Source organism: Ralstonia pickettii, from assembly GCF_001699815.1.
GTDB classification, from domain to species: Bacteria; Pseudomonadota; Gammaproteobacteria; order Burkholderiales; family Burkholderiaceae; genus Ralstonia; species Ralstonia thomasii.
Window position 1 is genome coordinate 541,048 of the sequence record NZ_MCGB01000057.1, and the last position, 20,256, is coordinate 561,303.

Here is a 20,256-nt window from a genome sequence, read left to right on the forward strand (position 1 = left end):
CCCACTTGTGCACCGCAAAGAGGCCGCGCCGGGTTTCGACGGAGGCAATGGACCATGCCTCGCATGCTATCTAGCCACACCTGCTGAACGGCCCAAAGCCGAGGCGATTCAGTTTGATGCTACTCATGCGCACGTTGTTGATTGGCACCGAATCCTGACCCAACCGAGGTCGCCGCGGGTACCGTGGAACAAAGGGAAATTGACCGGTCAGAAGCCGCCGCTCAAGCTCAGCGAGATCTGGGCGATCCGCGTGCGCCTGCAACTCTCCTCCAACTTGCGTGATCTGGCGACGTTCAACCTCGCCATTGACAGCAAACTCCGAGCGTGTGATCTCGCGAAGCTACGTGTGTGGGATGTCTGCCATGGCGAGCGTATCGCCATTCGGCCCAATGGCCCAGTAGGTATGGTTCAACGATGGCTCTTGTGTGCGGCTGCGCCCGGAATATCCACATCACGTCTGGAGCTACGACTTCGTGCACCACACTACCGAAGACGGCCGCAGCCTGCGGCTGATGACGCTCGTCGACGAGTTCTCGCGCCAGTGCCTGGCCATCAAGGTAGGACGACGCTTGAACAGTATGGACGTCATCGAGACACTGGCTGACGCCATGCTGGCACATGGCATCCCCGAGCATGCGCGCTCGGACAACGGTGCGGAGATGACAGCGAACATCGTGCGTGACTGGCTGGGCCGTTTGGGCGCGAAGACGCTGTTCATCGCACCCGACAGCCCGTGGGAAAATGGCTACTGCGAGTCCTTCAACGGCAAGCTGCGCGATGAGCTGCTCAACGGCGAACTGTTCTACAGCCTCAAGGAAGCGCAGGTCGTCATTGAACAATGGCGCCAACACTACAACACGCAGCGCCCGCATTCGTCGCTTGGATAAAGGCGCTGCCCGAGGTGCTCCGCCGCTTTCCATACCACGCGGAGGCGTCGAGGGAAGGGTCTTTTCGAAATCCCGATGGTGTGGCGTTCAAACTCCAAAATTTACGGCAGATTGCCGCCGGCAAGGGTTTAGGGAACGTTTCAGAAACGGATCGCGCGGTTTGGTCCGAGTTTGGGGCGTCGCCCACGGCGGTGAAATCACTGACTGCGTACGTACAGCCCGTCGCTGCCCAGCCCAATCACTGCGCGGCGTCGCTGCGCCGGATCACCGGCAGCCCCCAGGAGTAGTGCAGCGCGAGGGTGCGGATAGCAAAGCAGATTAAGGCGCCAAACCACGGCGTGAGCGTGAGCGTCCAGTCCATGCGCTGTCCAAGCACCTGGATGGCCGCCCCGACCAGCGCTGCCACGGCGTAGATTTCCTTCTCGAGGATGATCGGCACGCGGTTGAGCACCACGTCCCGTGCCACGCCGCCGCCGACGGCCGTCACCATGCCGAGAAGGATGGCCACCTCAATGTTGTGGCCGAACCCCAACGCCTTATGCGCCCCGACGACGGCAAAGAAGCCCAGCCCGAGCGAATCGAAAAAGATGATCGGCTGTTTGAGGTGGTCAATCATGGGGCGTGCCCAGATCGCAATCGCTGACGCGAGCGCTGAGGTGGCGAGGTAGCGCCAGTCCGAAATGCCCACCGGCGGCAGTGCACCGATACACAGGTCTCGAATCACGCCGCCGCCGCACGCCGTCAGATAGCTGATCGCAAGAACGCCAAACAGGTCGAGCCGCTTCTGTTCGGCTGCGAGGGCACCACTGACCGCGAAGGCGAGGGTGCCCAGCAAGTCGACCAGGACAAAGAGGTTGTGCTCCATCATGTTGCCGGAGAAGTGCAAAGCCATGCCGAGGCCGCCGTGAGCATCGCGTGCAGGCCGGTTTCCAGCGTCGGATGAATGACCGGTGCGAACTTGGGTGAATGGTTACTCGGTATTTTGTTGACCTGCCTGGCCGCTTCGGCTTGTGCATAGATTTGAGGGTCGGTTCCGCCGATGAACCAGAAGACGTAAGGCACATTCCAGGCACGCCCAAAGATGCTGAAGTCTTCACTGGCCGACGCAGGCTTCGTCTCGTAAGCCTTGTCGCCGAACTGGGCCTTGAAAGCCTCTGCCAGCCGCTGCGTGGCGGCCGCGTCGTTTTCGGTGAGTGGATACGCGCTGAGGGTCGTGAACTCCGGCGGCCGCTCGGCGTTCGATGCATCGCACTCCGCACAGCAAATCCGTTTGATAGAAGCCAGCATGTATTCGCGCACATCTTCGTCGAAGGTGCGCATGTTGAGCTTGATTGTGGCTTCGTCCGGGATGATGTTTTCCTTGGTGCCGGCCTGCAGCGCTCCAATGGTCAGCACGGCATTGTCCATCGGCGAAATTTCACGAGAGACAATGGTCTGCAAACGCAACGTGGTGGAGGCGGCCATGATGACCGGATCAATCGACGTCTGCGGCTGAGAGCCGTGCGAGCCGCGACCGAACAGCCGGATTTTCAGGCTATCGCCCGCTGACAGAATGACGCCGGGCCGGTAACTGACCGTGCCGCTGGCCCCGACCATGACATGCTGACCCAGGATGATGTCCGGCTTGGGAAAGCGTTCGGTGCCCCAGTCGTCCACCATGCTGGCGGCGCCGCGCCCTACCTCTTCGCCCGGTTGGAACACCACCATGACCGTACCCCGCCAGGCGTCGCGGTGCTCTGCGAGAACGCGCGCAGCACCGATCAGCCAGGTCACATGCATGTCATGTCCGCATGAATGGGCAACATCGACTTCAACGCCCTCCTCATCCTTGGCCTTGACGGTGCTCGCGTAAGGCAAGCCGGTATTTTCCGCCATGGGCAGCGCGTCCATGTCCGCGCGTAGCATCACCGTAGGGCCATCTCCATTGCGCAGCACGCCGACTACGCCCGTGATACCGACATCGCGTGTGACTTCATAGCCCAGCGCCTCGATATGGTCGGCGGCGATCTTGGCGGTCCGGACTTCCTGCATGGAAAGCTCGGGGTGCTGATGGAGGTCTTTGTAAATGGCTTCGAGCTCGGCCAGCAGCGTGTCGCTGCGGCCGTGCAGCGCGTTGACGAGTGCGTTCATAAAAACTCCCGGGATGCCTTGTGCTTCGCATACACATTCAGTTGCCGCCCTGAAGACTCCATGGGGACGCCCTCTTCAGCGCGGACCCCACAAGGGCTATTCCGCAGCGCACCGGGTCAGGATGACCCTGACCGCGCCAGCAACATGAGGCTCAGTACGCCGACGAGACAATTAAAGAGCATGGAGTAAAAAGGTGCCACTTTGCCGTTCGATGGCACGCACCGACTGCGCCCAGTTCCCCACCTGCGTCTCTATCTTGATGACCTCTGCGCCCATGTCGGCAGGTAGCATGACGCAAGCTTGGTCTGCCAGCACGCACGAGCAGTCTCGCACCGCCACGCCTTGGAGGCAGTTGTCGATCGTATACCCGGAGCAGGTACACAGCAGAAACTGCGTGGTCGCCGAGCAGGACGCCAGGAAGTCCGCCGAGGAGCGGCTCAAGAAGAAGATTGAGGCACAGCAGGTTGCCACGACAGCCGAGCTCAGCAAGACCGTCCTGCTCACCTTCATGGGACAGCGCTACATTCCGAGCGATGTTATGGCAAGACAGATTGACGATCAATTTTCCGTCGAAATCGGCGTCAGGAATTCTGGTCCCAAAGCGATCAAGGGCATCAAGGTGCAGCTCGTCTTCAAGAATACCTTCGGGGAGGCCATCTCCAAGATGCATCTGAATATCGAGCAGGCGATCCCGCCCGGCGGTGAATACGTCTGGAAGGGGAGCAGAAAGATCAACGAGTTCATCGATGAAGATCGCCACTTGATGCACTTGAAGGACGGCCAGTTCTCGGCAGAGATGCAGCCAACGATGGTCGTGTATGCGGACGGCTCCACCATTGGCAACCCCGACGCAACTTGACTGGATGTTTCGCCCCTTCTGAGCGTTAGCCTCTTGGCGCCAAATCGCTTTTCCCGCGACAGGTCTATTGCAGGAGTGAAGCCCATTTGCGGTTTCAAAACGCGCCGCTGTGTCATAGCAATGGCTGACGCCTGCCACGCAGCCCGCTCCACCTGATGGCAGGTTAGATGCTGCGTTTTTTTGCTTTTTTTTCGGTTCATCGCCGAATTCCGCGGAGGGCTTGTGGTCCGGCGGCAGAATTCGGCCAGGAACTGTCGTTCAAGCGATGCAACAATTTGCCGCACAGGCCGGCCAAAAGATTGCCTTGGCAAATACAGCCCTGAAGGGCGCGTGTGAACGCCCGCTTCAAGTTGAAGCGGATCATCGATACGCATGCGGCAAACCGATTGGCAACGTCGTCTTGACGTAGATCTGGATACTGATGCTCTTTTTGCGGTGTAATACTGCGCATCCGCACATGCTGGACATTGTCCGCACCAGGACCGCCCGGCAGCTTCACTAGCCCATCATGCATTTCGCTCGCACCCGCAAAAGACTGACCGCCTGGCTTGGCCTGGTGGCGATGGTGCTTGTGCTTTTTGTGCCGATGGTGAGCCAGGCGCTGGAATTGCACGAGCTGCGGGCGTTCGAGCAGGCCGCGCCGCTTTGCGAGGCCAAACAGTCTGCCTCCGCCAATACCGATCTACCCGCTGGGCACGACATGCCGGCCGGCCACCATGCGGCATGCGGCTACTGCGATCTGCTGGCAGAACACGTGCTGGTGCCGACTATCATCCCAGCGATGGCGGCACCGGCGCCAATCCATGCAACGGCATGGTCCCCGGAGCCCGGGCGCCTGGCCGTGCACCAAGCGCGCGAGGCCGGACGGCCGCGCGATTCACCCCTCCTCTTCTGACCACGTCAACCCGGGCAGCGATTGCGCAACGCACTCGCACCCGGCCAGGGCCGTTTTCAGACAAGACGCCGTGCGACGCACCGACCACTGGTCAGGGCGCGCACGTACATATCAGAGCGAGGAATCTCCATGGCAACACCATCCAACATGATCCGACGCGCAGCACTGCTCGCCTGCGCCGTCGGCGTGTTTGCACCTATCGCGGCGCATGCCTGCGCCACCTGTGGCTGTTCACTCAGCACCGACGCCGCGATGGGCTACTCGGCCATCCCGGGTTGGCGTATCGGCTTCGAATACACCTATCTTCCTCAGAACCAGTTGCGCAACGGCACTCACGCGGTCACGCCAGCGCAGGCTGCCGCCATCAACGATGCCGGCGGCAACCAGGAAGTCGAGCGCCAGACCATCAATCGCTACATCAACCTCGGCATCAATTACAGCCCGAACAGTAGCTGGAACTTCGGCGCGATCGTGCCGTACGTGGACCGCAGCCACACGACGTACGGCGCGGCCACGTCCGACCAGCTCACCCCGGGCAATGTCAGCGGTGGCACCGCTAGCGGCCTGGGTGACATCAAGCTGATCGCCAGCTACCAGGGCTTCCTGCCCACGCACAATCTGGGCGTGCAACTGGGCGTCAAGCTGCCGACCGGCCGCTACGGCGGGCAGAACGTATTGACCGGCAATACAGTCGGGCGCAATCCGGTGTTCTTCAACAGCGGCCCGAGCGCGACGGGCGGGCAAGCTCTGGATACCAGCCTGCAGCCCGGTACAGGTAGCACCGACGTGATCCTGGGTGCCTACTACTACCAGCCCGTCAGCCAGGATTTCGATGCGTTCATCAACGGCCAATTCCAGGCCGCCGTGCACCAACGGCTGAATGAGGCTGGCGCGGACTTCCGCCCCGGCAACCTCGCCACCATGAGCTTTGGCGTGCGCTACGAGGCCAATCCGCACGTCGTGCCGCAGTTGCAGTTCAACGTAACGCGCAAGAACGCCGACAAGGGCGCACTGGCGGATACCACCAACACCGCAGGCACGGTGATCTACCTGTCGCCGGGCGTGACGGTGAGCGTGGCGCACAACGTGCAGATCTACGCATTCCTGCAGAGGGCGCTGTACAGCAACCTGCAGGGTTACCAGCTCTTCCCGCGCTGGTCGGGCACCGTTGGAGCCAGCTATGCGTTCTGATACGGAGTGCCGTTCGCCGCGCGCATGGTCGCGACGTACGTGGCTGCAAGCGGCCAGCACGGTGGCGCTGGGCACCGGGCTGGGTAGCCCATCTCACGATGCACATGCCGCGAGCCTTGAAGTCGGGCGGCCGGCGCCTGCCCTGGTGCTGCACACGATTGATGGCCGCAACATCTCTACCGAAGACCTGCACGGTCATGTCGTGATCCTGAGCTTCTGGGCGACATGGTGTGGGCCGTGCCATCAAGAGCTACCGTTGCTCTCCGATTACGCGGCGAAACACGCGCATCGGGGTCTACGCGTCCTCGGCTTCAGTCTGGACGAGCCAGCCTCGTTGTCAGCGGTGCGGGAAATGGCGGCGGCATGGAGCTTTCCCGTGGGGCTGCTTGGTAGCGCCTATGCGGGTGGCTACGGCCGCATCTGGCGAATTCCGGTCAACTTCACGATCGACCGCAACGGCCTGCTGGCCGACAACGGCTGGGACTCGCGTGAACCCGCGTGGACGGCCGAACGGCTTGATCGCATCGTCACACCGTTGTTGCGTTGAAGGGCCGATCGTGGCGGCGTTGCGCCCATCAAAAAATCCAGCGCATGCCGCCTCGCCTGCTATCGGCAGACGCTGCCAGGGAAGGGGCGACTGACCGTTTTGGGTCGGGAAGCGACCGTCGGCTATGCAAATTGACTGGATGTTTCGCCCCTTCAGAGCGTTACTGGTGTTACCGCCGCGGCTAGCGTGGCGGCCCACACCAGGAGCTCATGATGAACAAATCCCCGACCCCGAAAGGCACCCGGCCGTGCCTCCACGACCAAGTCTGCAACCGGTCCGGAGAAGAGCCGTAAAGGCCTCAAGGCAACTCAGGCCAAGGCCCCCGCCTCCGCCAGTCGCCGCCGGGCCACCAAGCCCCCTCCCGCTGCGGCTTCAAGTGAAGCCGTGGAGGCTTTCGCCACCAAGCAGGCCCAACCGATTGCCCTGCTCAAACAAGCCTCCGGCGCCAGCCTGGCTGATCTGATGAGCGCCACCGGATGGCAGGCCCACTCCGTGCGCGGCGTGATCAGCGGTGTGTTGCGCAAGCGCCTGCAACTGCTGGTGATCTGCGAAACGGTTGAGGGGAATGATGCGTTCAGTCATCACTCGACGCGTTGAATGCGCTCTTCCAACTGGGGCTTGAGACAGCCCAGCACGCCGCTCAGCCGTCCGGCCGATTCAGTCTGAAATACGCGTTCAGCAGTGAGGACTTGTGCACCACGCCAAGCAATGTCTGCGGAGCACCGTTGCCTCCCACGGCGGGTATACCGAAAGCTGCGGGCGCTTGGCGACGCACCGACAAGCGATCCGAGGTCACCGCTACGTGACTCCCCAACCCTGTAGCCGGCTGAACGCGTTCCTCGCCGCCGTCATATCGCCACAGAACCGCCTGCGCAGGGGGCGAGCAGAACCCTGTGACACGTAACGACCCGATGCGCCACGCTCAGCGCGCGATCATTGAAAGTTGTTTTTCCATTCGCGAAGCGCGGCAAAGACGTGCACATCGCCAAGACTGGCTGACGGCAACCGACTGAGCGACTGCCGCACGCTGGGTTCGCGCGAGCGAAGGAACGGGTTGATCTGACGCTCGAGCCCAAGGCGGCTCGGTAGCGTCGGCAATCCTTGCGCGCGCAACATCTCGCAATAGGGCACGTGGCGGGCCAGAGCTTCGTTAGATGGTTCGACCGTCTGCGCGAACCGCAGGTTGGCTAGCGTGTATTCATGCGCGGGACACACTTGCGTCTGCGCGGGCAAGGCCGCGAGCGTATCGAGAGATGCCAGCATCTGCTCCGGTGTGCCCTCGAACAACCTTCCGCAGCCTCCCGAAAACAGCGTGTCCCCGCAAAACAAGAGCGGTCCATCGGGGCAGGCAGCACTGAAATAAGCGATGTGGCCGGCGGTATGTCCCGGCACATCGATCACCTCAAACTGCTGCTCCAAGACATCCACCCGATCGCCCTGCCTCAGCCGGCGCGCAGGCTCGGGAATCGGCTCGCCCGCCGGACCGTAGACAGCAGCGCCGGTTTGCTGGCGCAGCGCCTGCACTCCGCCGACATGGTCGGAGTGATGGTGCGTCAGAAGTATCCCCTGCAGAACCAGACCGTGCTTCTGCAGATAGTCGAGCACTTGTGCAGACTCCCCAGGATCCACGACCCAAGCGTGTCGCTCATCATGCAATACCCAAATGTAGTTGTCAGCGAACGCCGGCAACGGTCGAAGTGTCAACATGGGGAGCCAGCCTTCAGACAAATTCCAGCGCCGACGGCGCCTCGGCTTGCGCGGCGTTGAGTTCATCGCTCGCCGCCAGCGCGGCCAGTTGACCGACGACTCCGTATAGATAGAAGCGGTTGGGCTCTTCATCCGTAGTGCACAACGAGAGCGAGCGCGATTGCGAGGATCGGTCGACCGGCAGCATGGGCGAAAACACCGCCCCCGGGGCATTCAGATGCTCGTCCACGCCCTTGCCGGCGTTGGCCCGATAAAAACCGCCCACGACGTGCTGCCCGATCATGTAGACAACAGGTTCGGCCACGGCGCCGTGCAATCGCTCCCTCGTCGGCACCCCTTCCTGGATGATGACGCGGCTAAGCGGCTGACTATCCTTGGTAACAGCCGAAAGCGGGCCCGAGAGCGCGGTGAAGAGATGAGGAATCATGGCGCGTTGCTTCCGAGATCAGATCAGGCACGCTGAGCCATGCCCGCGCGATGGCACGCTCAGCGATAGTGACCGAGGCGCTCAAGCACCTCGATCTTGTAGCCGTCCGGATCCTGGATGAAGAAGAAGCGGGCTAGCAACGCATCGTTTGCCTTGAATTCCTTGACCGCCAGCGGCTCGTAGCCCGCCCTGAGCAATTCGGCATGCTTGGTGGCCACATCGTCGACAACCACGGCCACATGGCCATAGCCGTCGCCGTGGGTGTAGGGCTCCTGGCGGCCCTTGTTCAAAGTCAGTTCCAGTTCAACATCGTTCTCTGCATTGCGCAGGTAGACGAGCCCGAAGTCCGGAAAATCGAGCGTATGCGAGGGCGTGAGGTCCAGTACCTCGCGGTAAAACTTCAGCGACGCGTCCAGGTCGCGCACGCGGATCATCGTATGGATGAGCTTGGCCATGTTTCAGTGGGTAGTCTGTAGTGTTCTCTTCTGCGGTGCCATCTGTGCCTGCATCACCCCCTCAGCCTGCCGTGCAGCTTCGAGCTGGTCGCATTTGCGACGAAGGTAGCGCAGACAGGTCACCCGCAGGAAGGACGTGAAATTCTGAACGTCGCCCCTGTGATGCAGGATCTCGTCGTGAAACTGGACGATCAGCGCGTTGGTGGTCATGTTTTCATCCGCGGCGAGGATCGCCAAGGTATCCCAGACAAAGTTTTCCAGCCGGATGCTGGTGTGTACCCCATGAATGCGCACGGAGCGCGTACGCGACTCATAAAGAATGGGATCAGCGGTGACGAAGAATTCACACATCGCAGTCTCCTGCAGAGGGTCAACCGACGCTGCGGCACTCAGATCGAACGTTGCGACATCTGCTTGGCAATGTAGTCAGCCTGCCGGATAGCGAGCGTAACGATGGTCAATGTCGGGTTTTCCGAGCCGCCCGTGGTGAACTGGCTGCCGTCGCTGATGAACAGATTCGCGATGTCATGTGTCTGCCCCCATTTATTGCAGACGCCATCCTGCGGGCGGGCGCTCATGCGGGCGGTACCCAGATTATGGGTCGACGGATACGGCGGCGTGCGGAACGTCTTGATCGCACCGACTGCACCGTAGATGCGCTCGGCCTGGGTGTAGGCGTGTTTGCGCATGGCGATGTCGTTTTCGTGATCATCGAAGTGCACATTCGGCACGTAGTTGCCCCATTGATCCTTGACGTTCGTATTGAGCGTAACGCGGTTCGTCTCACGCGGCATGTCTTCACCGACGAGCCACATACCCGCCAAATTCGTATAGTGATCCATCCACCACGCGAAGTCGGAACCCCATCCTCCCGGATTCAGAAAGGCTGCCATGAACGGAATACCCAGCGACAGCGTTTCGAGTTCGTAACCGCCGACGAACCCACGACGGGTATCGTGGCGAGCCTCGTCACGCACAATGCCGGCCATGGTCGTGCCGCGGTACATGTGCACAGGCTCCTTGAATGCCGCATAAACCGACCCGGTCATATGGCGCATGTAATTGCGGCCGACCTGACCCGACGAATTGGCCAGACCGTCCTTGAACATGTTCGAAGCGGATAGCAGCAGCAGACGCGGTGTTTCGATGGAGTTCCCCGCCACGCAGACGATGCGCGCCTTTTGCCGCTGTTCCTTGCCGTCCTTGTCCATATAGATGACGGCATTCACGCGCCCCTTGTCATCGTGTTCGATGCGGGTGACATGCGCCTGCGTGCGCAACTCGAAATTGCCGGTAGCGTCTGCCTCGGGCAACTCGGTGTACAGCGTCGACCATTTGGCGCCGCTCTTGCAGCCCTCGAAGCAGAAGCCGAGCTGCATGCAGCGTGCGCGACCCTTGCGCGGCTTGCTGTTGATGGCCATGTTGCCGGTGTGCACTTCCTTATAGCCGAGCCGGGTGGCGCCGTTGTACATCACCTTGAAGTTGTTGTTGCCCGGCAGGCCCGGGATGCCATTGGTGCGCGTGACGCCCATCTTGTCTTCGGCCTTGGCGTAATACGGCTCCAGCTCCTTGAGCGTGAGAGGCCAATCCAGCAGATTCGCTCCCTTGAGGTCGCCGTAGAGCGTCCGGGCTTGAAATTCATGCTCCTGGAAGCGCAGAGAAGCGCCGGCCCAGTGCGTGCTTGTACCTCCAACCGTCTTGCAGATCCAGGCAGGGAGTTCCGCAAAATCCTTGGCAATGCGCCAGCTTCCGGAGGTCGTGCGCTTGTCGAGCCAAGCCAGTTGGCTGAAGGCCTTCCATTCATCATTGATGAAGCTGGCATTCGACTGCTTGCCGCCCGCTTCCAGCACGACGACCTTGATGCCTTTCTGGCACAGCTCGTTGGCCAGCGTGCCGCCGCCGGCACCAGAACCGATGATCACGACGACCGAGTCATCGCTGAAATCAAACGTTGCCATACATGTCTCCTGTATTGCGCACCAGCATGCCGCCGGCATTTTTGTCTCGCTCCGGTCAACGGGCTCGGCTCTGCGTCGAGCGCTTAACGGGCCTGAAGCGGAGGGTTGTTGCGACGCGTATCAGCCCAGAAACGGCGGCGGACTCGCTTCCACCGGGGGCGCTGGCAACCACTTCAGATCCTGGAAGCCGCGAGTGATATAGCCCCCCTTTTCCCACGCCGATCCCGGGTAGCCGAACGTGGCAAACGCCATTTCGTTGTCGTAGAGCGAGGTCACACACTGGCCTCGAACCGTGTTGAAGAAGGGCTTGCCTTCCATGGCCTTGACCGCTGCCAGGCGCCTCTTTGCGCTGGCCTTGATGAAACTGCCGCCAGCCAGCTTATCGAGCGCGGCAATACCTTCGTGCAACTGCGTGGCCGCCTGGGCGTCCTGAGCGGCTTTTGCATCCAGGTCTTTCACGAGCAGTGCATAAGCGGCGTCGGGCAGCTTGGCGTGGGGAAACAGCACACGCCCCATCTGCAGCAGCGTGTCGCCCTCGGCCTTGCTCAGCGCCTTGAGCTCGACAGCCCACACCGTAGACGGGGCCAGCAACGCCAGCGGGCTGCCGATGGCCAACGTGCCCACGAGCACGCCGGTACCTTTGAGCATGCTTCTACGTGTCAGCGTCAGTTCCTTCTTCGAAGCTGCCGCGCCCGGTTCTTGATCATGTGAAATGGGAATGACTTTCACAGGCGTAACCTCCAGAATGTTCAGCGCTTGTCGCCATGCGGCGGACTGACGCGCGTTTTCACAATGTCACCACGAACAGCAAGACAGCTCGCTAAACTCATTGATCGGGGCAGTCGGCCAAAATCCACGCAGCCAGAATCCTGGCATCCGCATCGGACAACTGGGCCTGAGGCGGCATGGCAATCTCACCCCATTTTCCTGCCCCGCCTGACTTGATGCGCGCACCGAGGACAACGGGATTCCCGCCTTTGTATTTGGCCGCCACGTCTTTGTAGGCGGGCCCGACCACGCGTGATTCGACCGCGTGGCAACCAAGGCATGCATTCTGCGAGAGCAGCGCCTTGGCCCGGCCAACATCCAGTGCAGCATGCGACGCGCTCGCCGCCAATAGAGCAGCGCCAATCAATGCGCTGCGGAACAGGACGCGCAGGGTCTGCATGTGCGCGTCCTCACTTGACTTGGGCGGGATATTCAAGGGTGTCGTCTCCATCATGGATCTGGCTCCTCTCTGATGAAGGAGTTGATGGGACTATAGGAGCAAGCATGAGAGCACGGGTCACATCCCGTTATTCACAGGGGAAACCCTTGTGAAGCAATTGAGTCGGAATGACGCAAACGTGCGCGCAGTATGGGCTGGCTGGGCCTGAACTAAAGTTCGAACTTGCGCTGCTGTTGTGTCTCAACGCACGCGATGACCGTTCCACCTCGGGCAACGCATCCGCCCTGCAAGATCCGCATGGCATTCTGTTTGTTGCGCAGTAACGCCCCACGCCGCCCCGTTGCTCGTGTTTCGACAAACGGGGCGTGATCGCCAGGCTGCGGCCCAGGATCACTGAGAAAACGCACGCCGGTCCAGACCTCGGATGCCCTCAGGCAGCACGTGCCATTGCCCATCGATTGGGCCACCCAACGCCAGTTGCTCGGGTTCATCCCCGCCTGACTCATTACCGATATCGGCAGCAAAACCGGCTAACGGTACTGCCAAGAACGCGTAAACGACAAAGCCCCGCCAATGGCGGGGCTTTGTTCGAACCAGGCTCCGTTTGACCGGGGCGCTGGACTTGCTGGCGGAGAGGGTGGGATTCGAACCCACGGTACCGTCGCCGGTACGCCTGATTTCGAGTCAGGTACATTCGACCACTCTGCCACCTCTCCGGTAACTGGGTCGCTGAATCGCGAAACCGCGACTATAACAGAATTTTTCCGGCCAGATCAAGAGGGCCCCGGCGCCACTCGATCAAACTGCGGGCTTCAGCACTTCCTGGCCACCCAGATACGGGCGCAGTGCCGTCGGCACCGTGACCGAGCCATCGGCGTTCTGGTAGTTCTCCAGCAGGGCCACCAGCGTACGGCCCACGGCGAGACCCGAGCCGTTGAGCGTGTGCACCAGCTCAGGCTTGCCCTGCGCGTTGCGGAAGCGCGCCTGCATCCGGCGCGCCTGGAAGTCGCCCATGTTGGAGCACGAGCTGATCTCGCGATACGTGTTCTGCGCCGGAATCCACACCTCGATGTCGTACGTCTTGGTGCTGCCGAAACCCATGTCGCCGGTGCACAGCACGACGGTGCGGAACGGCAGTTCCAGCTTGCGCAGGATGTTCTCGGCGCAGTTCGTCATGGCCTCCAGCGCGGCGGCCGAGGTTTCAGGCTGCACGATCTGCACCATCTCAACCTTGTCGAACTGGTGCTGGCGGATCATGCCGCGCGTGTCCTTGCCGTACGAACCGGCTTCGGAACGGAAGCACGGTGAATGGGCCGCGAACATCATCGGCAGCGTATCGGCGGCCACGATCTCGTCGCGCACGAGGTTCGTGAGCGGCACTTCGGCGGTCGGGATCAGGTAGAAGTTCTCGACGCGCTCGCCGTCTCCCTCTTCTGCGCTGTGCCCCATCTTGCGCGGCACGCGGAACAGGTCTTCCTCGAACTTCGGCAACTGGCCCGTGCCACGCATCGAAGCAGCGTTGACGATGTACGGCACGTACGCCTCGGTGTAGCCGTGCTCCAGCGTGTGCGTGTCGAGCATGAACTGCGCGAGTGCGCGATGCAGACGCGCCACCTGCCCTTTCAGGACGGTGAATCGTGCGCCCGACAGTTTGGCGCCCGCGTCAAAATCCAGCCCCAGCGCGGCGCCCAGGTCTACGTGGTCCTTCACGGGGAAGTCGAACGTGCGCGGCGTGCCTTCGCGGCGCACTTCCACGTTCTGCGTCTCGTCGCGGCCGGCCGGCACGCTTTCGTGCGGCAGGTTCGGGATCGACAGCATCAGGTCCTGCAACTTCGCCTGCACCACGTCGAGTTGCGCGGCAGACGCTTTCAGCTCGTCACCGATGCCCGACACCTCGGCCATCACGCCCGATGCGTCCTCGCCCTTGCCCTTGAGCACACCGATTTGCTTGGACAGGCTGTTGCGGCGGGCCTGCAGCTCTTCGGTGCGGGTCTGGATGGCCTTGCGTTCCGCTTCGAGCGCGGCAAAGCCGGCCACGTCGAGCACGTAGCCGCGATCTTTGAGGCGCGCGGCGACGGCGTCGATGTCTTTGCGCAGCAGTTGGATATCAAGCATGGTGGAGAAAAAGGAAAGCGAAGATTGCGAGCGATCTGAATGACCGAAAAGACCGATTTTATCGTACCGGCCCGTAGGGATTATTTGTTGCGGGAGGATTTGTCCTGCTCGGCATGCCACTGCGCATCCAGCTCGCGCAGGTGCCGCAGCTTCTCGCCAATCTTGCCTTCCAGGCCGCGCGGCGTCGGCACGTACCAGTTCTGCGCGGGCAGATCGTCGGGAAAGTAGGTTTCGCCAGCGGCGTAGGCCTCGGGCTCGTCATGCGCGTAACGGTAGGCATGGCCGTAGCCGAGTTCTTTCATCAGCTTGGTCGGCGCATTACGCAGGTGCACGGGCACGTTGCGCGACTTGTCCTGGCTGACGAAGGCCCGCGCCGCGTTGTAGGCGTTGTAGCCGGCGTTCGACTTGGGCGCGATGGCCAGGTAGATCACCGCCTGGGCCAGCGCAAGCTCCCCTTCCGGCGAGCCCAGGCGTTCGTACGTTTCCGCGGCGTCGAGCGTGATGCGCCCGGCGCGCGGGTCCGCCAGGCCGATGTCTTCCCACGCCATGCGTACGATGCGGCGCGCAAGATAGCGCGGGTCCGCGCCGCCATCGAGCATGCGGCAGAACCAGTACAGCGCGCCGTCCGGGTCGGAGCCGCGTACGGACTTGTGCAGCGCGCTGATCTGGTCGTAGAAGGCGTCGCCGCCCTTGTCGAAGCGGCGCAGATTTTCTGACAGCGCAGAGGCCAGCAGCGCCTCGTCAACGGCGGGCACCGCATCGCCATCCGCTTGCGCGCGCGCGGCGCGGGCCACAATTTCAATGTTGTTGAGCAGCTTGCGGCCATCGCCGTCGGCCGACGCGACGATGGCGTCGAGTGCGGCGGGCGTCCACTCCAGCCCGCCCAGCTCCTGACGTGCACGTTCGGCAAGCTGCTTCAGCTCGTCGTCCGACAGGCTCTTGAGCACGTACACCGCAGCACGCGAGAGCAATGCGCCGTTCACCTCGAACGAGGGATTTTCCGTCGTCGCGCCGATGAAGGTGAACAGCCCGCTTTCCACGTGCGGCAGGAAGGCATCCTGCTGGCTTTTGTTGAAGCGATGGACCTCGTCGACGAACACAAGGGTGCGGCGGCCGTGGGCACGAAACTGCTCCGCACGCTCCACGGCCTCGCGGATGTCCTTGACGCCAGACAGCACGGCGGACAGCGCGATGAATTCCGCGTCAAACGCGTTGGCCATCAGCCGCGCCAGCGTGGTCTTGCCCACCCCGGGCGGGCCCCAGAGGATCATCGAATGCGGCTCGCCGGAGGCGAAGGCCACGCGCAGCGGCTTGCCCGGCCCCAGCAGATGCTGCTGGCCGATCACATCGTCGGCGGAATGGGGGCGGAGGCGCTCGGCCAGCGGCATGTGGGCGGGCGCGTCCGGGAAGAGAGATGCGGAAGCGTTCATGCGGGGATTGTCGCAGAATCCGCCCGCCGGCCGGTTCCCACGGCAACGTCAGGCAGCGCGTGCGTCCAACGCCGGCTCCTCTGCGACCGGGCTGCTCCGGCCAATCCACCATCAGCACGCAGCTGTCCACGCTCGAAACCCGCCTGGGCTACCGCCTATGCGAACGCGGCCGCAGCGGCTTCCGGCTCACCGCGCGCGGCGAACGCTTCGTCGATTCCGCACGCAAGCTGCTGGGCGCGCTCGATGTCTTCAGCGCAGAGGCCCGCAAGGTGGGGCGTACTCTGGTCGGCACGTTGAATCTCGGATTGATCGGTCATGCGCCCATCAACGCGAATGCGCGCATCAGTCAGGCCATCGAGCGCTTTCGGGAGCGCGATGAATCCGTGCATTTCATGGTCTCGGTGCGCCCGCCCGGGGAGCTGGAAGGACTGCTGCTCGACAACAAGATCCACATGGCGATCGGCTATTTCTGGCACCGTGTGCCGGCGCTGGACTACACGACGATCTTCCACGAGACGCAGCTTGCGTATGCGGGACGCGGCCATCCGCTGTTCCGCAAGGCTGGGGACGTGACGCCCGCGCAGGCGCTGGCGCACGCATGGGCGTGGCGCAGCTATCCGCTGCCCGAAGCGGCGGGGTCGCCGGCCGAGCGGCCGGTGACTGCGGTGGCAGACAACATGGAAGCGGTGGCAATGCTGGTGCTTTCGGGCCGGCACCTGGGTTACCTGCCGGAGCACTTTGCGGCGCCCTATGTGGCCCAGGGCCTGTTGACGCCGTTGGCACCGGCAGCCATGCGCTACGAGGTGCCGTTCGACATGGCGGTGCGCCGCGACGCCCGGCGCAATGATCTGCTGGCCGCCTTCATCGCTGACATGAAAGCGGCCCACGCCTGAAAAGGCGGGGCAATCCGTCAGTTCGATGCCCGCTGTACCAGCCCCATGAACGCCTTGGCGGGCAGCGGCCCGTGACACGATTGCGCGCCGTTGGACGCACGCAGCAGCAGCCACACGTTCTCGCTGGCCGGCGGCTGAATCACGAACGGCTGACGCGCCGAAGCCTCGGGCAGGCGCGGATCGGCCGGCGCCTGGATCGGCACGACCTGCCCGGCGTGGCCCTTCACCAATGCGCTGCACTCGGCGCTGGGCAGCTCGGTCGCGTGCAGGAAATCCTTGTTGACCAAGGCCTCGGCCAGCACCGTGTCTGGCGCGGTGAGGAAGGAATCGACGTCAAAACGGGACGCACCGGTGGAGGCACATCCCGCAAAGACGGCCGCCGCTGACGCAGCGACGGCAACAGCGGCTGCTCGGTGCAGCGACGTGGTGAACGGCAAAGGCATGGTCGGTCTCCTGGTCGAAAACCGGCCTGCACGCGTCATTGCTTGATGACGTCGGCCCCTTTGGGCGGCGTAAAGCGGAACACGTTGGCCGGCAGTTGCGGATTCTTCTGGATGTTCGAGAACGTCAGCAAGGTGGTGTTCCCGAAGGCGTCGCGCAGCTCCATCCCCTGCAGCTCGCCGCTGCGAAAACCGATGGCGATGCGCTGGAACTGGGTGTCCTTTGCCTTGGGGGTGAGTTCGACCCAGTCGATGCCGTCCTTGGTGCCGCCTTCCTTAAGCGTGAAGTTTTTGGCCAGATCATTGCTGCCAAACAGGATGGCAGCGGGGCTGGAGCCCAGCGACGCATCAAGCTTGCGCTCCGTGATCTGGTTCAGGTCCTTGTCGAAGATGTACAGCATCTGGCCGTCGGCCGAGAGCTGCTGTTCGTACGGCTTCACATAGCGCCAGACGAAGCGGCCCGGGCGCGAGAAGACAAAATCGCCGTTGGACGTCCCGGCCACGCGCAGCGGGCTGCCGTTGGTGCCGCCCTTCACCTGCCGTTGCACGAACTCGCCGCGCGCAGTGCTGACGTTGCTCACAAAGGCGTTGAGCTGTTCGACCGCACCTGCATAGGCGCCGGCAGACCATGCCGCCAGAGAGACCAGCCCGGCGGCCATCAGGTGACGCGCGTTCAACACAAACATAGGAATCCCGGTTTCAGTTGATCTTGTTGTTAGTGGCCGGCAGCGACGGAACATTCCGCCCGTGCGGTAACGCGATGTAACGGCAAATGCGCGCAGCGCGCGGGCAGCGTCATTCCTCTTCGACGACGTTGCCGTTGCGGTTGGGCGCCAGGATTTCACGGTTGCCGTTGCCCGACATGGCGGACACGAGCCCCGCCTTTTCCATGTCTTCGAGCAGGCGTGCGGCGCGGTTGTAGCCGATGCGCAGGTGACGCTGCACCAGCGAGATCGACGCGCGGCGATTCTTGAGCACCACATCGACAGCCTGGTCGTACAGTGGATCGGCCTCGCCGCCGCCCGCACCCACAAGGCCAGCACCGCCACCAGAGCCATCGCCACCGCCCTCGCCATCGGCCACACCGCCTTCGAGAATGCCTTCGATGTAGTTCGGCTCGCCTTGCGCCTTCAGGTTATCGACGATGCGGTGGACTTCCTCGTCCGACACGAACGCGCCGTGCACGCGCACTGGCAAGCCGGTGCCCGGCGCGAGATACAGCATGTCGCCCATGCCCAGCAGCGCTTCGGCGCCCTGCTGGTCAAGGATGGTGCGCGAGTCGATCTTGCTGCTGACCTGGAACGCGATCCGCGTCGGCACGTTGGCCTTGATCAGGCCCGTAATCACGTCCACCGACGGACGCTGCGTTGCCAGCACGAGGTGGATACCGGCGGCACGCGCCTTCTGCGCAATCCGCGCGATCAGCTCTTCGACCTTCTTGCCGACCACCATCATCAGGTCGGCCAGTTCGTCGATCACGATGACAATCATCGGCAGCTTGTCGAGCGGCTCCGGCGCGTCAGGCGTCAGGCTGAACGGGTTGGGAATCTTTTCTTCGCGCGCAGCGGCTTCTTCGATCTTCTTGTTGAAGCCGGCCAGGTTTCGCACGCCCATCTTGCTCATGAGCTTGTAGCGGCGCTCCATCTCGCCCACAGCCCAGTTGAGCGCGTGACCGGCTTGGCGCATGTCCGTCACGACTGGGCACAGCAGATGGGGAATGCCTTCGTAGATGCTCAGTTCCAGCATCTTCGGGTCGATCAGAATCAGGCGCACCGCGTCGGCCTTCGCCTTGTACAGCAGCGACAGGATCATCGCGTTGATCCCGACCGACTTACCTGAGCCCGTGGTACCAGCCACCATGCAGTGCGGCATCTTGGCCAGGTCGGCCACGACCGGCTTGCCGGCAATATCCTTGCCCAGCGCCAGCGTGAGCTGCGATGCGCTCTCGTTGTAGACCTGCGAGCCGAGAATCTCCGACAGGCGCACCGCTTGGCGCTTCGGGTTCGGCAGCTCCAGGCCCATGCAGTTCTTGCCTGGAATTGTCTCCACCACGCGGATCGACACCAACGACAGCGAACGCGCCAGGTCCTTCGCCAGGTTGACGATCTGGCTGCCCTTGACGCCCGTGGCGGGCTCGATTTCGTAGCGCGTGATGACCGGGCCCGGATAGGCCGCCACCACCTGCACTTCCACGCCGAAATCCTTGAGCTTCTTCTCGATCAGGCGCGAGGTGAATTCCAGCGTCTCGGCGCTCACGGTTTCCACAACCGGCGGAATCGGATCGAGCAGCGCGAGCGGGGGCAGGTCGGAATCGTGCATGTCGACAAACAGCGGCTGCTGCTTCTCGCGCTCCACGCGCTCGCTCTTGACCACGGCGGTCGGGCGCACGATCTGCACCGGCGGCGATTCTTCAATGCGCACGCGGCGGGTTTCGACCACTTCCTCGCGCTCGACCTTGGCCGCCTCGCCGATGGCGCGGTCCTGTTTGCTCTCGCGGCGCGTCTTGAAGCCGACGAACAGCATCTCGACGCCGGCGCCGATCTGCTCGGCCAGGTTCAGCCACGAGAAATGGAAGAACAGCGACAGCCCGACCAGGAACGTAAACAGCAGCGCCAGCGTGCCGCCGGTAAAGCCCAGCGAATGCTGCATCGCCCCGCCGATCACATCGCCCAGCACGCCGCCCGGCGCACGCGGCAGCTTCATGTGCAGCGAGTACATGCGGATGGCTTCCAAACCCATGCTGGAAGCCAGGATGAGCGCAAAGCCGATCCACGTGACACTGGCATCAACGCGCGGCATGGAGGTGCGCGGCAGGCGTTCGTCCGACATCAGCTCGCGCCAGCCGCGCCAGACCTTGCGCACGAGCAGCACCGCCCACCAGTAGGCGGACGCGCCAAAGACAAACAGCAGCAGATCGGCCAGCCACGCGCCCACGCGGCCGCCCAGGTTGCGGATTTCGTCGACCTGGCTGGCGTGGGTGAAACCGGGATCGGCGCGGTTGTATGACAGGAGAATGATCAGGAAGGCGATGGTCACCGCCAGCAACAGGAACCAGCGGACCTCCCCCAGCAGCCGCCCAATGCGGGACGGCAGTGCGGACGGATCGGTGCGGGTTGTCGGAGTGGTGGAAGCTCGAGCCATGCGGGAGACGGGT

The 20,256-nt window shown here is 62.7% G+C and carries 22 protein-coding genes, 1 tRNA gene and 2 pseudogenes; 9 read left to right on the forward strand and 16 right to left on the reverse strand.

The features are described from left to right. Nucleotides 1-151 precede the first annotated feature (151 nt). A pseudogene (locus tag BEK68_RS26140) lies at nucleotides 152-385 on the forward strand (integrase); the annotation flags it as partial. 16 nt (nucleotides 386-401) lie between these two features. After that, nucleotides 402-887 (forward strand): annotated as a pseudogene (locus BEK68_RS10375) (integrase core domain-containing protein); the annotation flags it as partial. Nucleotides 888-1,125: 238 nt separating this feature from the next. Here BEK68_RS10375 and BEK68_RS10380 read toward each other — a convergent pair. From BEK68_RS10380 to BEK68_RS26565, 3 genes are all read right to left on the reverse strand, one after another. Further along, on the reverse strand, nucleotides 1,126-1,755 hold the full coding sequence (locus BEK68_RS10380; protein WP_012436182.1) for a trimeric intracellular cation channel family protein: 630 nt from the start codon (nucleotides 1,753-1,755) through the stop codon (nucleotides 1,126-1,128). Continuing rightward, nucleotides 1,752-3,017, reverse strand: a complete 1,266-nt coding sequence (locus tag BEK68_RS10385) for a M20 family metallopeptidase (RefSeq protein ID WP_009241226.1) — start codon at nucleotides 3,015-3,017, stop codon at nucleotides 1,752-1,754. Before BEK68_RS10385 ends, BEK68_RS10380 begins: the two co-directional genes overlap by 4 nt. A 171-nt stretch (nucleotides 3,018-3,188) precedes the next feature. Then, nucleotides 3,189-3,308 carry a hypothetical protein gene (locus BEK68_RS26565; RefSeq protein ID WP_352173658.1) on the reverse strand — a complete coding sequence of 40 codons (120 nt, stop codon included), beginning with the start codon at nucleotides 3,306-3,308 and terminating at the stop codon, nucleotides 3,189-3,191. Between BEK68_RS26565 and BEK68_RS10390 the strand changes: the two genes are divergently transcribed. The 5 genes from BEK68_RS10390 to BEK68_RS10410 all read left to right on the forward strand — a co-directional run bounded on the left by BEK68_RS10390 (nucleotide 3,307) and on the right by BEK68_RS10410 (nucleotide 7,106). After that, on the forward strand, nucleotides 3,307-3,876 hold the full coding sequence (locus BEK68_RS10390; RefSeq protein WP_012436183.1) for a hypothetical protein: 570 nt from the start codon (nucleotides 3,307-3,309) through the stop codon (nucleotides 3,874-3,876). The two genes, BEK68_RS26565 and BEK68_RS10390, sit on opposite strands and share 2 nt — an antisense overlap. Before the next feature lie 508 nt (nucleotides 3,877-4,384). After that, nucleotides 4,385-4,771, forward strand: coding sequence for a DUF2946 domain-containing protein (locus BEK68_RS10395; protein ID WP_004631244.1), 387 nt, complete (start codon nucleotides 4,385-4,387; stop codon nucleotides 4,769-4,771). A gap of 129 nt (nucleotides 4,772-4,900) precedes the next feature. Beyond that, nucleotides 4,901-5,962 carry a hypothetical protein gene (locus tag BEK68_RS10400; RefSeq protein WP_012436184.1) on the forward strand — a complete coding sequence of 354 codons (1,062 nt, stop codon included), beginning with the start codon at nucleotides 4,901-4,903 and terminating at the stop codon, nucleotides 5,960-5,962. Then, a complete protein-coding gene (locus BEK68_RS10405; protein ID WP_009241229.1) occupies nucleotides 5,952-6,509 on the forward strand; it encodes a TlpA disulfide reductase family protein in 558 nt (185 codons plus the stop codon). Before BEK68_RS10400 ends, BEK68_RS10405 begins: the two co-directional genes overlap by 11 nt. A 384-nt stretch (nucleotides 6,510-6,893) precedes the next feature. Beyond that, nucleotides 6,894-7,106 carry a DUF3489 domain-containing protein gene (locus BEK68_RS10410; RefSeq protein ID WP_009241230.1) on the forward strand — a complete coding sequence of 71 codons (213 nt, stop codon included), beginning with the start codon at nucleotides 6,894-6,896 and terminating at the stop codon, nucleotides 7,104-7,106. Nucleotides 7,107-7,442: 336 nt separating this feature from the next. On the opposite strand, the gene gloB is transcribed toward BEK68_RS10410, so the two are convergent. The 7 genes from gloB to BEK68_RS10445 all read right to left on the reverse strand — a co-directional run bounded on the left by gloB (nucleotide 7,443) and on the right by BEK68_RS10445 (nucleotide 12,278). Next, nucleotides 7,443-8,216: a hydroxyacylglutathione hydrolase gene (gene gloB / locus BEK68_RS10415; protein WP_009241231.1), complete on the reverse strand. Its 774-nt coding sequence runs from the start codon at nucleotides 8,214-8,216 to the stop codon at nucleotides 7,443-7,445. 13 nt (nucleotides 8,217-8,229) lie between these two features. After that, a complete protein-coding gene (locus BEK68_RS10420; protein ID WP_009241232.1) occupies nucleotides 8,230-8,643 on the reverse strand; it encodes a glutamate--cysteine ligase in 414 nt (137 codons plus the stop codon). 59 nt (nucleotides 8,644-8,702) lie between these two features. Then, nucleotides 8,703-9,098: a VOC family protein gene (locus BEK68_RS10425; protein WP_004631256.1), complete on the reverse strand. Its 396-nt coding sequence runs from the start codon at nucleotides 9,096-9,098 to the stop codon at nucleotides 8,703-8,705. A 3-nt stretch (nucleotides 9,099-9,101) separates the two neighbouring features. After that, on the reverse strand, nucleotides 9,102-9,449 hold the full coding sequence (locus BEK68_RS10430) for a ribbon-helix-helix domain-containing protein (protein ID WP_004631258.1): 348 nt from the start codon (nucleotides 9,447-9,449) through the stop codon (nucleotides 9,102-9,104). A 38-nt stretch (nucleotides 9,450-9,487) separates the two neighbouring features. Then, complete coding sequence (locus BEK68_RS10435) at nucleotides 9,488-11,056, reverse strand: GMC family oxidoreductase (RefSeq protein ID WP_009241233.1); 1,569 nt, start codon at nucleotides 11,054-11,056, stop codon at nucleotides 9,488-9,490. A 120-nt stretch (nucleotides 11,057-11,176) separates the two neighbouring features. Beyond that, nucleotides 11,177-11,785, reverse strand: coding sequence for a twin-arginine translocation signal domain-containing protein (locus BEK68_RS10440; RefSeq protein WP_009241234.1), 609 nt, complete (start codon nucleotides 11,783-11,785; stop codon nucleotides 11,177-11,179). Nucleotides 11,786-11,882: 97 nt separating this feature from the next. Beyond that, on the reverse strand, nucleotides 11,883-12,278 hold the full coding sequence (locus BEK68_RS10445; protein WP_004631264.1) for a c-type cytochrome: 396 nt from the start codon (nucleotides 12,276-12,278) through the stop codon (nucleotides 11,883-11,885). 113 nt (nucleotides 12,279-12,391) lie between these two features. Here BEK68_RS10445 and BEK68_RS25740 point away from each other — a divergent pair, with 113 nt between their 5' ends. Continuing rightward, nucleotides 12,392-12,547 carry a hypothetical protein gene (locus tag BEK68_RS25740; RefSeq protein ID WP_004631266.1) on the forward strand — a complete coding sequence of 52 codons (156 nt, stop codon included), beginning with the start codon at nucleotides 12,392-12,394 and terminating at the stop codon, nucleotides 12,545-12,547. A 303-nt stretch (nucleotides 12,548-12,850) separates the two neighbouring features. On the opposite strand, the gene BEK68_RS10450 is transcribed toward BEK68_RS25740, so the two are convergent. The 3 genes from BEK68_RS10450 to BEK68_RS10460 form a co-directional block, all read right to left on the reverse strand. Further along, nucleotides 12,851-12,940 (reverse strand) — tRNA-Ser (locus BEK68_RS10450). An 82-nt stretch (nucleotides 12,941-13,022) separates the two neighbouring features. Continuing rightward, nucleotides 13,023-14,339, reverse strand: coding sequence for a serine--tRNA ligase (gene serS, locus BEK68_RS10455; protein WP_009241235.1), 1,317 nt, complete (start codon nucleotides 14,337-14,339; stop codon nucleotides 13,023-13,025). An 80-nt stretch (nucleotides 14,340-14,419) separates the two neighbouring features. Then, nucleotides 14,420-15,727, reverse strand: a complete 1,308-nt coding sequence (locus BEK68_RS10460) for a replication-associated recombination protein A (protein ID WP_009241236.1) — start codon at nucleotides 15,725-15,727, stop codon at nucleotides 14,420-14,422. Nucleotides 15,728-15,753: 26 nt separating this feature from the next. On the opposite strand from BEK68_RS10460, the gene BEK68_RS10465 reads away from it, so the two are divergent. Further along, nucleotides 15,754-16,662 (forward strand): LysR family transcriptional regulator, encoded by a 909-nt coding sequence (locus BEK68_RS10465; protein ID WP_009241237.1) that lies wholly within the window; start codon nucleotides 15,754-15,756, stop codon nucleotides 16,660-16,662. A 17-nt stretch (nucleotides 16,663-16,679) separates the two neighbouring features. Here BEK68_RS10465 and BEK68_RS10470 read toward each other — a convergent pair whose 3' ends face one another. The 3 genes from BEK68_RS10470 to BEK68_RS10480 all read right to left on the reverse strand — a co-directional run bounded on the left by BEK68_RS10470 (nucleotide 16,680) and on the right by BEK68_RS10480 (nucleotide 20,243). Then, nucleotides 16,680-17,105: a hypothetical protein gene (locus BEK68_RS10470; protein WP_004631287.1), complete on the reverse strand. Its 426-nt coding sequence runs from the start codon at nucleotides 17,103-17,105 to the stop codon at nucleotides 16,680-16,682. A 35-nt stretch (nucleotides 17,106-17,140) separates the two neighbouring features. Next, a complete protein-coding gene (gene lolA / locus BEK68_RS10475) occupies nucleotides 17,141-17,788 on the reverse strand; it encodes an outer membrane lipoprotein chaperone LolA (protein ID WP_004631288.1) in 648 nt (215 codons plus the stop codon). A gap of 109 nt (nucleotides 17,789-17,897) precedes the next feature. Further along, the gene (locus tag BEK68_RS10480) at nucleotides 17,898-20,243 is read right to left on the reverse strand and encodes a DNA translocase FtsK (RefSeq protein ID WP_009241238.1); all 2,346 of its coding nucleotides are present in this window, start codon (nucleotides 20,241-20,243) and stop codon (nucleotides 17,898-17,900) included. Between the last annotated feature and the right edge of the window lie 13 nt (nucleotides 20,244-20,256).